Raw genomic sequence first — 15,829 nt, 5'->3', positions numbered from 1 at the left:
TTTCTGTCCCCCTACTCTCTATTTATTATAATGAAAATCAATCTCTTCAAAAAAATTTTTACAAATTATATTAGATTTTTCTTTTTTTAATTTTATATCTACTACTTCACTTATTTCTATTTTTTCTTTTGGTTCTATTAAAACTTTTCCATTTCTATCTACAACCATACTTTTCCCTATAAAAAAGGTATTTATAGATTCTGAATTAAAAATTATATTTTCTTCTCCTACTCTATTACATAGAATAATTGGAGTCAAATTTTCTATGGCTCGAATTGGCAAAATATTAGCAGTCGTTTCACCACCAAAATTTCCAAGCACAACTAATATATCTGCTCTTTCTCTTATTTGTTCCCTTGAAATTTCAGAAAACCATAAATCAAAACAGATTTGAACTCCAATTTTTACTCCATCAACATCAAAAACTTTATTTTCTTTTCCACTTTCAAAAAAATTTTTTTCAAAATCAGAAAGGTGTATTTTTTGATATTTTCCTATATATTTTCCTTTTGAAATAATTATTGCTGTATTATAAAATTTATCTTCTAATCTCTCTACTATCCCTAAAATCATAATACATTGAAATTTTTCAGATAATTTTTTTATTTTTTCTATTTCTTGACTTTTTTCAATAATTATTCCCTTGCTTTTTAATTCTTCCTTATCTTTAAAGAGATAACCACTTAAAGCTAATTCTGGCAACACAATTAAATCACATTTTAAATTTTCTAAATGCTTCTCTATGATATTAAAATTTATTTCAAAATTCTTTTTAACATCAAATTGTATAAACCCTACTTTCATTTAAAATAGATTATCCCCCCATTTTAATTTTTCTTTCAATACAGAGTAATAATTTCTATCTTTTGGTAAAACTAAATTTAATTTTTTATTTGAATATTTTATTTCAATATCGTCTTCCATAGTTAGCTTCTTAATAAAATCACCATCTATCATCAAGAAATTATTTATATCACTATAATTAACTTTAGCTTTAATTATTTCATCAGAAGATAAAATTATTGTTCTAGTTGACAAATTATGTGGAGAAATAGGAGTTATTATAAAAGCATCTAATCTATATGACACTATTGGCCCACCAGCTGACAAAGAATAAGCAGTTGAACCAGTAGGAGAAGCTATTATAACTCCATCTCCTATATAGGTATTTACCTTTCCTCTATCTGTAAAAATATCTACAGACATTAATTTTTTATCCAATCTTCCTGTTGAAATAACTATTTCATTTAAAACATTGTAAACATCATTATTTATTTTTAATTCCAATAAACCTCTTTTACATATTTCATAATCTTTATTTAAATAGTTTTCACATATTTTTCTTGCTTCAATTTCTTTTATTTCAGTTAAAAAACCTAGACTTCCAGCATTTATTGCAATAACAGGAATATTATCTTTTTTTATAATTTCTTTAGATGCTCTAAGCAAAGTTCCATCTCCACCTATAACAATAGAAAAAGTAGCTTCCTCTATTTCATTAGGCAATAATAAAGTTACTCCTCTTTCTTTTAAAAATTTTTTTAACTCAGTATAAATTTCCACTGCTTTAGCTTTATTTGAATTATAAAAAATAACACATTTTTCTCCCATAACTTTTCTCCTAAAATCTATAATACATTTATTGGATTTATAGGTTTAAGATTTAGTCTAACTTCATAATAAAGAACAGGTTTTCCATCCATTGCAAAACCTAAAACTCCTATATTTTCTCCTTGTTTTACTGTTTCATTTAATTTTACCTTAGTAGAAATTAAGTTTCCATAAACCCCTATTGTATTATATCCATAGTTTATCATTATAACTTTTCCAAGTCCTTGTATTTTTCCAGCATATATAACTTTTCCACCATGTGTAGCCTTTACTGGAGAACCTAATTTATCTAAAATTTCAACTCCATTACTTACTATATTCTTTGTTTTATTTTCTTTAAATTTAACAACCACTTTTCCATTTGGTAAAGGATTTACTCCTTTTCCTATACCTTTAATGGCTATACTATAATCTACTTTTTTTCCTGTAGACACTTGTGCTTGTAATATTTTTTCTATTTCTTTTTGTATACGTTCTTTCTCTTTTTCTAAACTTGTAAGAGTTGTTACATGTTTATTTCTTTCAGAGTTTAATTTAGCTATAAGAGTATTTTTTTCTTTTTCTTTACTACCTATATCTCTAATTTTTTTATTTAAACTATTTTTTAGTCCACTTAACTTTTTCTTTTCCTCTTCTATATCATAACTAACTAGAGCAATATCTTTTTTTACTTTTGAAATATGATTAATTTTCTTTACATCATCATAAAGAATTTTTCCAAATTGTTTTTTCAACATTACCTCTTCTTCAAAAGAAAGATTATTGTTCTTTCTTCTATTCCAAGCTATGATTTTGGCACTAAATTCAGCTTTTTTTCTCTCTAACTCTTTTTGACTATAATTAAAATTTATATTACTGTAATCAATCTTTTTTTCTGTTGCAGTTATCTCTTCTTCTAACTTACTTTTTTCTCCATTTAATTTTAAAATATCTACTCTTAAATCTTCTATTTGTTCCTCTAAAGATTTCTTTTTAGTATCAATATTTTTTATCTCTTGCTTTTTATTATTTATTTCTATATCAATTTTTTTAAGTTTATCTGTCATACTAACCTTAGTATTAGAATATCCAATAGAAAAAATTAATATATATATTAATAAAAATATTTTTTTCATTTATTAATTCTCCCATCTTTCTTTCACAGGAATCAACCAAATAAGCACAATTAAAATAATGTTTGCTATTATTTGTACTGGTGCTATTTGAAGTAAAGTTAACAGTGAAGAAGATATATCATTTACTATAAACCAATTTCTACATAATGTATATACATTTGAAAAAAACATCAACCCTATTAATATTGCCAAACTACATGGTAATAAATTTATTTGTTTTGTAGCTAATAAAAGATTTTTATGATATCCATTATTAATAAGGGAACCTACATAATCAATTTTAAATTGTAACGAAGCAATTGTTACTATTACAAATATTAAAGAAATTGCTCCTAAAGTAAATCCTGTTAATAAAACTTCAAAAAACTTTATTTTTTTATTTACATTATCTGAATATGTAGTATCTAAGAAATATTCTTTAATCTCTTGAGTAGAATCTAATATTTCTTGAATTTTTTGAATATTATTTATACTTTTTACATATATTCTTAAAGAATCAGAAAGTGGATTATCTCCTTTTGGAAGTACTATTCCTAAATCCTTTTGTAAATTTTGAAAGGCTATATAACTATTAACATAGGTTACTTTTTTTATTTCAGGAACATTAAGTAATTTTATTTCCAACTCTTTTTTTTGTTCTTTAGTTAAATTATTTTGTAATTCTGCTGATATAAAATCAATATTTCTTAAACTATTTATTTGGCTATTTGTATTTAATATTCCAGAAATAAAAAAATTGTAAATTATAGTAGCAAAAATAATACTTAAAAATACCTTAATCATTTCAAGAGATATATATAGTTGTCTAGATTCTTTTTGCATATGTTACCATCCTCATAAAATTCTATAAAATAATAATATAGAGGCAAAATATAAATATCTTGCCTCTATAATAAAAATTATAAATTCTCTTTTATTACAGAAATAAGTTTTTCTGAAGTTAACTCATATTTCTCTAAAAGTTCATTTCCAGTTCCACTTTGTCCAAATTTATCATAAATTCCAACTTTTTTTATTTTAGTTGGATGTACTTCTGATAAAAATTCTGATATAGCTGAACCTAATCCACCAATTACAGAATGTTCTTCAGCTGTAACTATAAATTTAGTTTCTTGAGCTGCTTTTAAAATAGTTTCTCCATCAAGTGGTTTTATTGTTCCTACATTAATTACTCTTACTGAAATTCCCTCTTTTTCTAGCTCTTCAGCTGCTTTTAAAGCTTCATAAGTTAATAATCCTGTAGCTGCTATTGTTACATCTTTTCCGTCTTTTAAAGTATTAGCTACTCCTATTTGAAAATCATAATTTTCATCAAATATTACAGGAACTCCTAATCTTCCCATTCTAATATATACAGGTCCTTCATATTCAGCTGCTGCAAAAATCATTTTTTTAGTTTCTGTAGCATCAGCTGGTGATAATACTACCATTCCTGGAATGCTTCTCATTAAAGCAATGTCTTCTATAGATTGATGTGAACCTCCATCTTCTCCTACAGAAATTCCAGCATGAGTTGGAGCTATTTTTACATTTAATTTTGGATATGCTACTGTATTTCTAATTTGCTCAAAAGCACGTCCAGCCTCAAACATAGCAAATGTTGAAGCAAAAACCACTTTTCCACATGTAGCTAAACCAGCAGCTGTACCTATTAAATCAGCTTCAGCTATTCCTACATTAATATGTCTTTCTGGAAATACTTTTTTAAACATACTAGTTTTTGTTGACCCAGAAAGGTCAGCATCTAAAACTACTACATCTTTATTTATTTTTCCAAGTTCAACTAAAGCTTCTCCATAAGCTTCTCTCGTTGCTTTTTTTATCATTCTTTTTCCTCCAAATAATATAAACTCAATTTATTTTTACTAATCATTACAAGATAATTCTTCTAAAGCTTTTTCACACTCTTCTTTTGTTGGAGCTACTCCATGGAAACCACAAACATTTTCCATAAATGAAACTCCTTTTCCTTTTACTGTTCTTGCTACAATTAAAGTTGGCTTTCCTTTTACTGTTTTTGCCTCATCAAGAGCACCTATAATTTGTTCAAAATTATGTCCATCTATCTCAATTACATGCCAACCAAATGCTCTCCATTTATCAGAAATTGGCTCTATGTTCATCACTTTATCAACATTTCCATCTATTTGAAGATTGTTACAATCAATGAAAGCACATAAGTTATCTAATTTGTAATGAGAGGCTGTCATAGCTGCTTCCCAAATTTGTCCTTCTTGAGTTTCTCCATCTCCCATTAATACATAAACTCTATAATCTATATTATAAATTTTAGAATTTAATGCCATTCCATTAGCTACAGATAATCCTTGTCCTAATGAACCTGTAGAAATTTCTACTCCTGGAACTTTTTTCATATCAGGATGTCCTTGTAAAATAGAACCATATTTTCTAAGAGTTTTTAGAATTTCTTTATCAAAATATCCTCTCTCTGCTAACACAGAATATAGAGCTGGAGCTGCATGTCCTTTTGATAAAACAAATCTGTCTCTATTTTCCATTTTTAAATTTTTTGGGTCAACATTCATTTCATAGAAATATAATGTTGTTAAAATATCAGTTGCTGATAAAGACCCTCCTGGATGTCCAGATTTAGCTTCTGTAATCATAGTAACAATATCTTTTCTGATTTCATTAGCTTTTGTTGATAAAAGATTAATATCCTTCATTTAAAATTTACCCCTTTCAATATTAATAATATATTTATTATATTATTTTTTTACTTATTTTGTCAATTTTTTTAACTAAAATTGAGCTACTTTTAATCATTTTCCTCTCAAATTCTTTATATTTCATACTACCTAATAAACAAAAAAACAACAAAAATAATAGAAAAGGTCTAATTATTTTTCCTTCTCTTTTTATATCTCTTATTATTTTTATCATTGAAAAAATTCCAAGAACTATGTATTCTTCAAAATTTTCAGTAGTATTTAAACATATAAACATAGATATTATTATAAAAATAAAAAAACTAAGTTTTGATATATTTGGACTAAGCTCTAATTTTAAAATTGGAACGTGTAATAAAGCACCTCTTGACCAACCTTTTGGAAAAATATCAAAAATAAAATGTACTGCCATTGCCATTGAAAAACTACTTATAAAAACTCTAAGAAACTCACTCTTATCAAGTTGATAAAATTGTAAAAATATTAATAAAATAATTGGACTATGTGTTATTATATTTCTATGTTTCAAATTTAATTGAAAATCCCAATCAGGAAATTTTATTCCTACATTAAAAGCTATAAACATAATTATTATTTTATATAAAGCAATTATATCAATTGAATGTAATAATTTTTCCACAGTATCACCTATACAACAATGTTTCTAAATATATTTTACTATATTTTTTAAAAAAAATCATCACTTTATTTTAGAAATTATAAAATATATAAAAAATAAACCTTATTTTAATTATACAAGTCTAAAAATTGTTATAACTAATATTTAAAGAGGAGGAAATATGTTAAATTTTTTATTATCTATTGTTGGAATATTTTTTTGTATATCACTATTTTCTTTTGGTTGTACAGGAATTAGTATAAAAACTCAAGACAAAAATTTTATTCAAGGAAGAACCATAGAATATGGTGAAAGTAATCTTAATAGTAAAATTGTTATTTCTCCTAGAGGAAAAGAATATATTTCTCTTACTCCAGATGGAAAAGAAAATGGACTTAAATGGAATTCTAAATATGGTTTTGTTGGTGCTACTGTAGTCTTAGATAAATTTATTGGAGAAGGAATTAATGAAAAAGGATTGAATGCTGGTTTATTTTATTTTCCTCACTATGGAAGCTTAGAAAGATACAATCAAAAGTATTCTAACAAATCTATTGCTGATGTAGAATTAGTTGGTTGGATACTTTCAAATTTTTCTTCTGTAGATGAAGTTATTGATGGATTAAAAAATATAAAAATAGTTAATATTGGATTTGATGAGAAGGGAAATCCTCTACCTACTGCACATTGGAGAGTATCTGATTCTTTTGGAAAAAATATTGTTATTGAAATTATCAATAATGGAGAAATTAAAATATATGAAAATAAAGTGGGCGTTTTAACAAATTCTCCAGATTATCCTTGGCATATAAAAAATCTAAATAATTATATTAATCTTTATACTGGGAATGCCCCTTCTTTTGAATTTAATGAAGAAAAAATATTTTCTTTCGGAGCTGGAACAGGTGCTTTAGGTTTACCTGGAGATATAACTCCTCCTTCAAGATTTATAAGAGCATTTTTCTATTTAAATTCAGTTGGAAATCCAGAAAATTCACAACTTGCTGTAAATAAAGCATTTCATATTTTAAATAATTTTGATATTCCTATTGAAGCTGAATTTCCTAAAGAATACAAAAATCATATTCCAAAGGATGTTATTAGTGCTACACAATGGACTGCTGTAAGTGATTTGAATAATAAAGAATTTTATTATAAGACTATGTACAACAGTCAAATAAGAAAGATTGACTTAAAAAAAATTGATTTTGAAAAAGTAAAATATCAAGCTTTAGATATGGATACAAATAAACAAGAAAATATTTTAGAAATAAACATTCAATAAATTCTATCAAAATATTTATTTTTATAAAAAAAGACTACTACAAAATTGTAATAGTCTTTTTTATTATACCAATGTTTCTAGGTTTTTGTTTTTATCAAAATTTTTAAATTGATTTTCAAATTTATAAATTTTATTTAAATTTTTTAAAGTTTTTTTACTTATATCTTTAGTTTTTCCAAATAAAACCAATCTTTTATCAAATAAAAATTCTTCTTCACAAGTTAAAAACATTACCCATTCTACATCTGATTTTATTTCTCTCACATATTCTTCTCTTAATTTTTCATATTCTAGATATTCTTCATTTTTCCGAAGTTCTTCTACATTATCATTAAAATTTAAAGAATATTTTTCTTCTAAATATCTTTTTTTCTCTTCTAAAAGGAAGTTATATTTTTTTGTTTTTTCATAATTATTAATAAGAAATCCTTCGTCAACAGTTGTAATTTTGTTACTGGCATAAGAAAAAATTTCTAAAATAAAAAATACTAAAAGTACTATTTTTTTCATAACTTCCTCCTTCTCTTTTTATTCATTTACAAAAAAAGATATAGCTTTTTTATTGTAAAGTCTTCTATCAGTAAACTTAAATCCCTCTTCATCAGCTGTTAAATCTTCAAATATATGATGTTCACAAATAATAAGTCCATTTTTTTCTATTATATCAGCCTTTCTTATAGCTTTCAAAACTTTTCTACAAAGTTCCTCTTTATATGGAGGGTCCATAAATATTATATCAAATTTCTCATTCTTTTTCCCTAATATTTCAATAGCTCTTATTACATCATTTTTATAAGCTCTACATCTATTTTCAAAACCTAAATCATTTATATTTTCTATTATAATTTTCAAGGCTTCTGGGTCTTTTTCTATCATAACTGCTTTTTCAGCTCCTCTACTCAAAGCTTCTAAAGCAATATTTCCTGTGCCACTAAATAAATCTAAAAATCTACATCCCTCTATATAATTTTGAATTATAGAAAATAAAGATTCTTTTACATTAGCTAATGTTGGTCTTGTGTCTGTTCCTTTTCTACTTTTTAATTTTCTTCCTTTTGCCTCTCCTGCTATTATTTTCAAAAATCTACCTCCTATAATTAATATATAAACATTGCATCTCCAAAACTAAAGAAATGATATTCTTTTTCAACTGCTTCTTTATATACTTTTAACATAAATTCTCTAGAACTAAAAGCTGAAACTAACATTAATAAAGTTGATTTTGGAAGATGAAAATTAGTAATAAGAGCATCTATCATTTTAAATTTATATCCAGGATAAATAAATATATCTGTATCTGCTACTTCTTCTATTAATTCTCCATTTTCATTAACTGCTGATTCTAAAGCCCTAACTGTAGTAGTTCCCACAGCTACTATTCTTCTTCCCTCTTTCTTAGCTTTATTTATAATTTCACAAGCTTCCTTAGGAATTTCAAATTTTTCTGTATGCATTTTATGTTGTAATACATCTTCTACTTGAACAGGTCTAAAAGTTCCCAATCCAACTTCCAAATAAATATCTACTATTGTAATTCCCTTATTTTTTATTTTTTCTAATAATTCTTTTGTAAAATGAAGTCCAGCTGTAGGAGCAGCTACAGACTCTCCTCTTTTAGCATATACAGTTTGATATCTACTTTGGTCTTCTAATTTTTCAACTATATATGGTGGTAAAGGCATTTCTCCTAACTTATCTAAAACTTCTTCAAATACCCCTTCATAATGAAATTTTATTATTCTATTTCCATCATCTTTTATTTCTAATAATTCACCTATAAGCTCATTATTTTCACCTATATACACTTTTTGATTTAATTTTAATTTTTTAGCATGGCCTATTAAACATTCCCAAGTATCTAAATTTTGCCTTTTTAGTAAAAAGATTTCTAAAACAGCTCCTGTTTCTTTTCTTCCAATTAATCTAGCTGGAATAACTTTTGTAGAATTTCTTACTAAAACATCTCCCTCATTAAGATAATCTATTATATTATAAAAATGTTTATCCTCTGTAGTCATTGTTTTCTTATTGACAGCCATTAATCTTGAATGGTCTCTTGGCTCTGTAGGATGTTGTCCTATTAAATGTGCTGGTAAATTATAATCATAATCTTTTAATAATGTAGACATTTTACTCCTTTCTACCTACCACTACTCTTTGGTTATCTCCATAATCTCTAATTACACCTTTTACATCATAACCATCTTTTTTCATTAATTTACTTACTTCTTCTCCTTGATTATACCCAATTTCAAAAGCTAGATATCCACCTTTCTTTAAATATTCAAAAGCTTCTTTTGATATTTTTTTATAAAAATAATACCCATCTCCATTGTCAGTTAAAGCTAATCTAGGTTCATAATTTTTTACTTCTGGCATTAATTCTCTATATTCATCTATTGAAATATAAGGTGGATTAGAAACTATTAAATCAAAATCTTTTTCTAATATTTTTTCAAAAACATCTGATAAAATAAATTCTACATTATTGATATTATTTAATTCTTTATTTTTATTAGCAATTTCTAAAGCTTCTGAACTTATATCTACACCTATTACTTTGGAATTAGGAAATAATTTAGCTAAAGTAATAGCTATTGCTCCACTTCCTGTTCCTATATCTAAAATTTTTGGACTTTCAACCTCTTCTAACAAAAATTTGCACTCTTCAACTAATATTTCAGTATCTGGTCTTGGGATAAGTACTCTTTCATCTACTATAAAAGGCAATCCATAAAATTCCCACTCTTTTAATATATATTGAAGTGGCTCTCTTCTTTTTCCTCTTCTTATTAAAAATTCTTTTATTTTTTCTCTCTCATCTTTTGTTATCTCTCTATTAAAATTTAACATAAGAGAATTTCTTTTAACATTTAAAACATATGCAAAAATATATTCAGTATCTATTCTAGCATTTTCTACACCAAATTTTTTTAAATATTGAATAGACTTACTTAAAATTTCAATATTTTCATTTTTATAATTTTTAGAAATTTCTATTTCATTTTTTTCTATTTCTTTTCTACCTTTTAATATTTCATCAAAAGTTTTTCTTTTTCTAGCCATTTCTTTTAAAAAAGATTTTATTTTTGTTTTTTCATCTTCTGTAAGTTCCATTTCAAAATTTGAATAAAGATTTACTCTTTCCATTTGAAGAACATATGAAATTAATTTTTCACTTTCTACCCTAGATTTTGAAAAGGAGTATTTTTCCAAATACTCCTTCGAAAAGTTTATTATTTCTAATAATTTCATAATTACCCCGCAATATTTTTTAACTTTTCAGCTTGGTCAAATGTTGTTAGGGCATCTATCATTTCTTCTAAATCTCCATCTAAGAAAGCTTCTAATTGATAAACAGTATATTTTATTCTATGGTCTGTTATTCTTCCTTGAGGGAAATTATATGTTCTTATTTTTTCAGATCTAGCTCCACTACCTACTTGTAACTTTCTTTCATTTTCAACTTGAGATCTTTGTTTTTCACATTCCATCTCATATAATTTTGAAAGTAAGTGTTTCATTGCTTTTTCTCTATTTTTTAATTGAGACCTTTCATCTTGACATTGTACTACTATTCCTGTAGGTAAATGAGTAATTCTAACAGCTGAGTCTGTCATATTAACATGTTGTCCTCCTGCTCCACCAGACCTATAAGTATCTATTTTTAGTTCTGAAGGGTTAATACTTTGAATTTGCTCTATTTCATCTACTTCTGGTAATACAGCAACTGTTGCTGTTGAAGTGTGAACTCTTCCAGCAGCTTCTGTTTCAGGAACTCTTTGTACTCTATGAACTCCAGATTCATATTTTAATTTAGAGTAAGCTCCTTGTCCACTGATTGAAAATACTACCTCTTTTACTCCACCTACTCCAATTTCTTGGAATTCTATTACATCAATCTTCCATCTTTTTCTTTCAGCATATCTTGTATACATTCTATATAGGTCTCCAGCAAATAGAGCAGCCTCATCTCCTCCTGCTCCACCTCTAATTTCTATGATAACGTTTCTTTCATCATTAGGGTCTTTTGGAAGAAGTAAAATTCTTAATTCATTTTCTAATTCTGGTAATTTACTTTCTAGTTCAGCCATTTCTTCATTCATCATAGCTTTCATTTCTGGGTCTTTTTCTGATTTTATATTCTCTTTTATAAAATCTAAATCTTCTTTATAAGTTTTATACTCATTATATTTTTCAACTATAGGAGTTATTTCGTTTAAAGCTTTATTATACTCTATCATTTTTTTTGTATCACTAGCTACTTCAACAGTTCCTAATAATGCTGTTAACTCTTCATGTCTTTTTACAACTTCATCTAATTTTCCAAACATTTTTTTCTCCTTACTTTTTCTTATATTTAACTTGTAAATTATATCATAAAAATTATCTAATTTCCATAGATTTTTTATTACACTCTTTTTATTTTAATAAATGAAAAATTGACTTTTATTTATATTTTGTTTTATAATATAATGATTATTATTTTTTTACTTTAATAAGGAGACATTAATATGAAAGAACAAGAAAAAAGTAACTTTTTAGGTTTAGTACCTTTTCTGATATTTATTTTAATATACCTTGGAACAGGTATTTTTCTTCATTTTAGAGGAGTAGACATGGCTTTTTATCAACTTCCTTCTCCTGTAGCAATTTTTATTGGAATAATATCTGCCTTTATTATATTAAAAGAAAATTTTAATGACAAATTTGATAATTTTTTGAAAGGTTGTGGAAATGAAGATATTTTAATTATGTGTATTGTTTATCTTTTGGCTGGAGCTTTTGCAAGTGTTTCAAAGGCTATGGGTGGAGTAGATTCAGCTGTTAATTTTGGGCTTACTTTTATCCCACCACAATACATAGCTGCTGGTATCTTTATTATTGCTGCTTTTATTTCTACTGCTACTGGAACTTCTGTAGGAGCTATTGTTTCTCTTGGTCCTATTGGTGTAGGTTTAGCTGAAAAATCTGGAGTTTCTATGGCTCTTGTAATGGCCTCTTTAATAGGTGGAGCAATATTTGGAGATAATTTATCTGTTATTTCTGATACAACTATTGCTGCTACTAGAACTCAAGGGGTTGATATGAGAGATAAATTTAGAGTAAATATTATGATAGCTGCTCCTAGTGCTATAATTACTGTTATATTACTAATTATTTATGGTAGACCTGAAATTATAGTTGAAGCTCAAAATTATACATATAATTTCATTAAAATCTTACCTTATATTTTAGTTTTAGTCCTTTCTCTAATAGGAATAAATGTATTTTTAGTTCTTACTTTAGGAATTATTAGTTCTGGAATTATTGGTTTAATATATGGAGAATTTACTATTTTAAAATTAGCTAATGAAATATATGGTGGTTTTATAAGTATGAATGAAATTTTCTTACTTTCCCTTCTTACTGGTGGATTAGCTCAACTTGTAAAAAATGCTGGTGGAATAAATTGGTTAATAGATAAAATCCAATCTTTTATCAAAGGAAAAAAATCAGCTCTTTTAGGAATAGGAGTTTTAGTTGGAGTTATTGATATGGCTGTTGCTAATAATACTATTGCTATTATTATTAATGGTCCTATTGCCAAAAAAATTAGTTATAAATATAAGGTTGACCCTAGAAAAACAGCTACTATTTTAGATATATTCTCTTGTGTAGCTCAAGGAGTTATTCCTTATGGAGCTCAAATGTTAATATTAATCGGTTTTACTGGAGGAGCCATAAGCTTTTTTGATGTCTTTCCATTTTTATGGTATCAAGGACTTTTATTTATTTTAACAATTATTTCTATATTTATTCCTTTTGCTGATTTTTACACAAATAAATATCCTTGGGATTTTGAAAGAGAAAAACCTTTATAAAAATCATAATAAAATATATTTGACAATATATATTTTCAGTAGTAAAATTTCTTAGATATAAAAATTAAATAAGGGGATGAAAAAATTAATGGCCAATAACAAACAAATGAGCGAACTTGATATAAAAGTTAAAAATAATATGGAAAAAATAAAACATAAAATAGTTGTTATGAGTGGAAAAGGTGGAGTTGGAAAATCTACTATATCTACTAATATTGCTTATGGACTAGCTCTAAAAGGATATAAAGTTGGAATTTTAGATGCCGATATTCATGGACCTAACGTAGCTCTTATGTTAGGAAAAGAGGGAGTTAAAGCCACATCATTTGCTCCAATCTCTTTACTTGATGGAAATTTAAAAGTTATTTCTTTAAGTTTCTTTATAGGTTCTTCTGATGACCCTATCATTTGGAGAGGTCCAGCTAAAATAGGAGCTATACATCAATTTTTAGGAGATGTTCAATGGGGAGAATTAGATTATCTTGTAGTTGACTTACCTCCTGGAACAGGTGATGAACCTTTAACAATAGCTCAATCTATCGGAAAAGCTGATGGTAGTGTTATTGTTACTACTCCTCAAGATGTATCTATTTTAGATTCAAGAAAATCTATAAAATTCTCAAAACTTATAAATCTTCCTATTTTAGGAATAGTTGAAAATATGAGTGGATTTGTTTGTCCTCATTGTGGAGAAAGAATAGATATTTTCAAAACTGGTGGTGGAGAAAAAACTGCTAAAGAACTTAATGTTGAATTTTTAGGAAAAGTTCCTATGAATCCATCTATTGTTATAGCAGGAGATTCTGGAATTCCATATATTGGTTCTCAAGAAAAAAATGCCTCTCATGATGCTTTAGAAGAAATAGTTAATAAATTAATAGAAAAAACTCAAAAATAATATTGACAATATATTTTTATTTTGCTATAATTTAAAATAGCTTAATAATTGGGATGTCGCCAAGCGGTAAGGCAACGGACTTTGACTCCGTTATGCGTTGGTTCGAATCCAGCCATCCCAGCCAATTTAAATTATAAACCTTTTAATCTTAATGATTAAAAGGTTTTTTTATAGCTTGATAGTTTTTTATAAAAAGAGTATACTATAAAAAACGATATTTTATCTTAACAAGGAGTTCTTTATGGGGAATTATGTCAATTTAAAAGAAAAAGCTTATGATATTATAAAAAATAAAATTATTAATCTTGATTTTCAGCCTGGAGAATATTTAGAAGAAAAAAAATTAGGAGAACTTTTAGAAATAAGTAGAACTCCTATTAGAGAAGCATTATCTAGATTAGAAAATGAAATGTGGGTAAAAAATATGCCTCGTAAGGGGATTTTTGTTACAGAAGTAGATGAACATCTTTTAAATGATATTTTTGAAGTGAGAATACACTTTGAACCTGCTGTTTTAGAAATTGCATTTTCTAATCTCTCTTCTGTTAAATTACAATTATTCAAAAGTAGATTTGAAGCTTATGAAAACTGTGACCAAAGTGAAAGAGATAAATTAGATAATGATTTTCATTTATATATTTTTAATTCTGTTGATAATATTTTTGTTAAAAATATGTTAAATACAACTTTTGAGCATTTAGTTAGAGTTAGAAGATTATCCTTTGATAAAAAAAGTAAAGAGAGAATTGCTGAATCTAATAAAGAACATATAGAAATTATTAATTTAATTTTATCTGGTAAAAAAGAAGAATCTGTTAAAGCATTTAGAAATCATTTAGAAAAATCTTATAAATACTATTTAGAAATTTTATTTTAAATAAGGTGAGTTTATGTTTTCTGATATCTCAATAGAAAATCTCATTATTTTAATTATTTTATGTTTTTTAGCTTCTTTTGTTGATGCCATAGCTGGTGGTGGTGGACTTATAAGTCTTCCAGCTTATATTTCTGCTGGATTTCCTATACATTTAGTTATGGGAACTCATAAATTTTCAGCTACTTTATCCACTTTAGGTAGTAGTGTTGGTTTCTTTAGACATGGAAAATTAAATTTTAATATCTTAAAATATTTAGTTCCTTTTCATTTAATAGGTGCATGTTTAGGAGTTTATATTCTTAATAAGATAGATGAAAATTTCTTAGAACCTATTATTATTTTTCTTTTAATTTTAATACTAATTTATACTATTGTTAACAAAGAAATAGGATTAAAAAATAATTTTACTAAAACAACTTTAAAATCTACAATATTGGGGTCTATCATATCTTTTATAATAGGTTTTTACATAGGTTTTTTTGGTCCTGGTGGTGGGTCTTTCCTATTGTTTGCTTTCATTAAAATTTATGGAATGGATTTTATTCTTTCTAGTGGAAATGCAAAAATTTTAAATTTAGTTAGTAACCTTTCTAGTTTAATGATGTTTATCTATTATGAAAGAGTTAATTATATCTATGGTTTTATAGTAGGATTTTTTATGTTTTTAGGAGGACAAATTGGAACTAAGTTTGCTATAAAAAAAGGTAGTAAACTTATAAAGCCTTTTTTCATTGGGGTCACTACTATTACACTTTTAAAAATAATCATTGAGAAATTTTTTTAAGAATATTTCATAAAAAAAGCTGAGTAACATTTTAAAAAAAATGTTTTACTCAGCTCTCTTTTTTGTATAATATAGTCACCACAACA

The 15,829-nt window shown here is 25.9% G+C and carries 17 protein-coding genes and 1 tRNA gene; 6 read left to right on the top strand and 12 right to left on the bottom strand.

Annotation, left to right across the window (positions count from 1 at the left end):
- Positions 1 to 18 precede the first annotated feature (18 nt).
- The 7 genes from HF862_RS07845 to HF862_RS07815 form a co-directional block, all read right to left on the bottom strand.
- On the bottom strand, positions 19 to 804 hold the full coding sequence (locus tag HF862_RS07845; protein ID WP_170187317.1) for a carbon-nitrogen hydrolase family protein: 786 nt from the start codon (positions 802 to 804) through the stop codon (positions 19 to 21).
- Positions 805 to 1,611 (bottom strand): NAD(+)/NADH kinase, encoded by an 807-nt coding sequence (locus HF862_RS07840; RefSeq protein ID WP_170187316.1) that lies wholly within the window; start codon positions 1,609 to 1,611, stop codon positions 805 to 807.
- Between the two features lie 17 nt (positions 1,612 to 1,628).
- The gene (locus tag HF862_RS07835; RefSeq protein ID WP_170187315.1) at positions 1,629 to 2,726 is read right to left on the bottom strand and encodes a murein hydrolase activator EnvC; all 1,098 of its coding nucleotides are present in this window, start codon (positions 2,724 to 2,726) and stop codon (positions 1,629 to 1,631) included.
- 3 nt (positions 2,727 to 2,729) lie between these two features.
- Positions 2,730 to 3,548: a permease-like cell division protein FtsX gene (locus HF862_RS07830; RefSeq protein ID WP_170187314.1), complete on the bottom strand. Its 819-nt coding sequence runs from the start codon at positions 3,546 to 3,548 to the stop codon at positions 2,730 to 2,732.
- Positions 3,549 to 3,625: 77 nt separating this feature from the next.
- A complete protein-coding gene (locus HF862_RS07825; protein WP_170187313.1) occupies positions 3,626 to 4,552 on the bottom strand; it encodes a transketolase family protein in 927 nt (308 codons plus the stop codon).
- Between the two features lie 39 nt (positions 4,553 to 4,591).
- Positions 4,592 to 5,413, bottom strand: a complete 822-nt coding sequence (locus HF862_RS07820; RefSeq protein WP_170187312.1) for a transketolase — start codon at positions 5,411 to 5,413, stop codon at positions 4,592 to 4,594.
- Positions 5,414 to 5,450: 37 nt separating this feature from the next.
- Complete coding sequence (locus tag HF862_RS07815) at positions 5,451 to 6,056, bottom strand: hypothetical protein (RefSeq protein ID WP_170187311.1); 606 nt, start codon at positions 6,054 to 6,056, stop codon at positions 5,451 to 5,453.
- Positions 6,057 to 6,216: 160 nt separating this feature from the next.
- Here HF862_RS07815 and HF862_RS07810 point away from each other — a divergent pair, with 160 nt between their 5' ends.
- Positions 6,217 to 7,320, top strand: a complete 1,104-nt coding sequence (locus HF862_RS07810) for a linear amide C-N hydrolase (RefSeq protein ID WP_170187310.1) — start codon at positions 6,217 to 6,219, stop codon at positions 7,318 to 7,320.
- Positions 7,321 to 7,383: 63 nt separating this feature from the next.
- Here HF862_RS07810 and HF862_RS07805 read toward each other — a convergent pair whose 3' ends face one another.
- From HF862_RS07805 to prfA, 5 genes are read right to left on the bottom strand one after another with little or no spacing between them, the layout of a single operon-like run.
- The gene (locus HF862_RS07805; RefSeq protein WP_170187309.1) at positions 7,384 to 7,830 is read right to left on the bottom strand and encodes a hypothetical protein; all 447 of its coding nucleotides are present in this window, start codon (positions 7,828 to 7,830) and stop codon (positions 7,384 to 7,386) included.
- An 18-nt stretch (positions 7,831 to 7,848) separates the two neighbouring features.
- Positions 7,849 to 8,400, bottom strand: a complete 552-nt coding sequence (gene rsmD, locus HF862_RS07800) for a 16S rRNA (guanine(966)-N(2))-methyltransferase RsmD (protein ID WP_170187308.1) — start codon at positions 8,398 to 8,400, stop codon at positions 7,849 to 7,851.
- Positions 8,401 to 8,417: 17 nt separating this feature from the next.
- Complete coding sequence (queA, locus tag HF862_RS07795; RefSeq protein ID WP_170187307.1) at positions 8,418 to 9,449, bottom strand: tRNA preQ1(34) S-adenosylmethionine ribosyltransferase-isomerase QueA; 1,032 nt, start codon at positions 9,447 to 9,449, stop codon at positions 8,418 to 8,420.
- A 1-nt stretch (position 9,450) separates the two neighbouring features.
- Entirely contained in the window at positions 9,451 to 10,575 is a 1,125-nt protein-coding gene (gene prmC, locus HF862_RS07790; RefSeq protein ID WP_170187306.1) for a peptide chain release factor N(5)-glutamine methyltransferase, read from the bottom strand.
- 2 nt (positions 10,576 to 10,577) lie between these two features.
- On the bottom strand, positions 10,578 to 11,654 hold the full coding sequence (gene prfA / locus HF862_RS07785) for a peptide chain release factor 1 (protein WP_170187305.1): 1,077 nt from the start codon (positions 11,652 to 11,654) through the stop codon (positions 10,578 to 10,580).
- A 180-nt stretch (positions 11,655 to 11,834) separates the two neighbouring features.
- On the opposite strand from prfA, the gene HF862_RS07780 reads away from it, so the two are divergent.
- From HF862_RS07780 to HF862_RS07760, 5 genes are all read left to right on the top strand, one after another.
- Positions 11,835 to 13,184, top strand: a complete 1,350-nt coding sequence (locus HF862_RS07780; RefSeq protein WP_170187304.1) for a Na+/H+ antiporter NhaC family protein — start codon at positions 11,835 to 11,837, stop codon at positions 13,182 to 13,184.
- A 76-nt stretch (positions 13,185 to 13,260) separates the two neighbouring features.
- Positions 13,261 to 14,082: an Mrp/NBP35 family ATP-binding protein gene (locus HF862_RS07775; protein WP_240934807.1), complete on the top strand. Its 822-nt coding sequence runs from the start codon at positions 13,261 to 13,263 to the stop codon at positions 14,080 to 14,082.
- Positions 14,083 to 14,131: 49 nt separating this feature from the next.
- A tRNA-Gln gene (locus HF862_RS07770) sits at positions 14,132 to 14,206 on the top strand.
- A gap of 117 nt (positions 14,207 to 14,323) precedes the next feature.
- Complete coding sequence (locus tag HF862_RS07765) at positions 14,324 to 14,959, top strand: GntR family transcriptional regulator (protein ID WP_170187303.1); 636 nt, start codon at positions 14,324 to 14,326, stop codon at positions 14,957 to 14,959.
- Positions 14,960 to 14,972: 13 nt separating this feature from the next.
- Complete coding sequence (locus HF862_RS07760) at positions 14,973 to 15,743, top strand: sulfite exporter TauE/SafE family protein (protein ID WP_170187302.1); 771 nt, start codon at positions 14,973 to 14,975, stop codon at positions 15,741 to 15,743.
- The last annotated feature ends 86 nt before the right edge of the window (positions 15,744 to 15,829 follow it).

It is taken from the genome of Fusobacterium sp. FSA-380-WT-3A (assembly GCF_012843705.1).
Classification (GTDB): Bacteria; Fusobacteriota; Fusobacteriia; order Fusobacteriales; family Fusobacteriaceae; genus Fusobacterium_B.
Note: the sequence above shows the minus strand (reverse complement) of the source record. Positions and strands in the feature narration are given on the sequence as shown.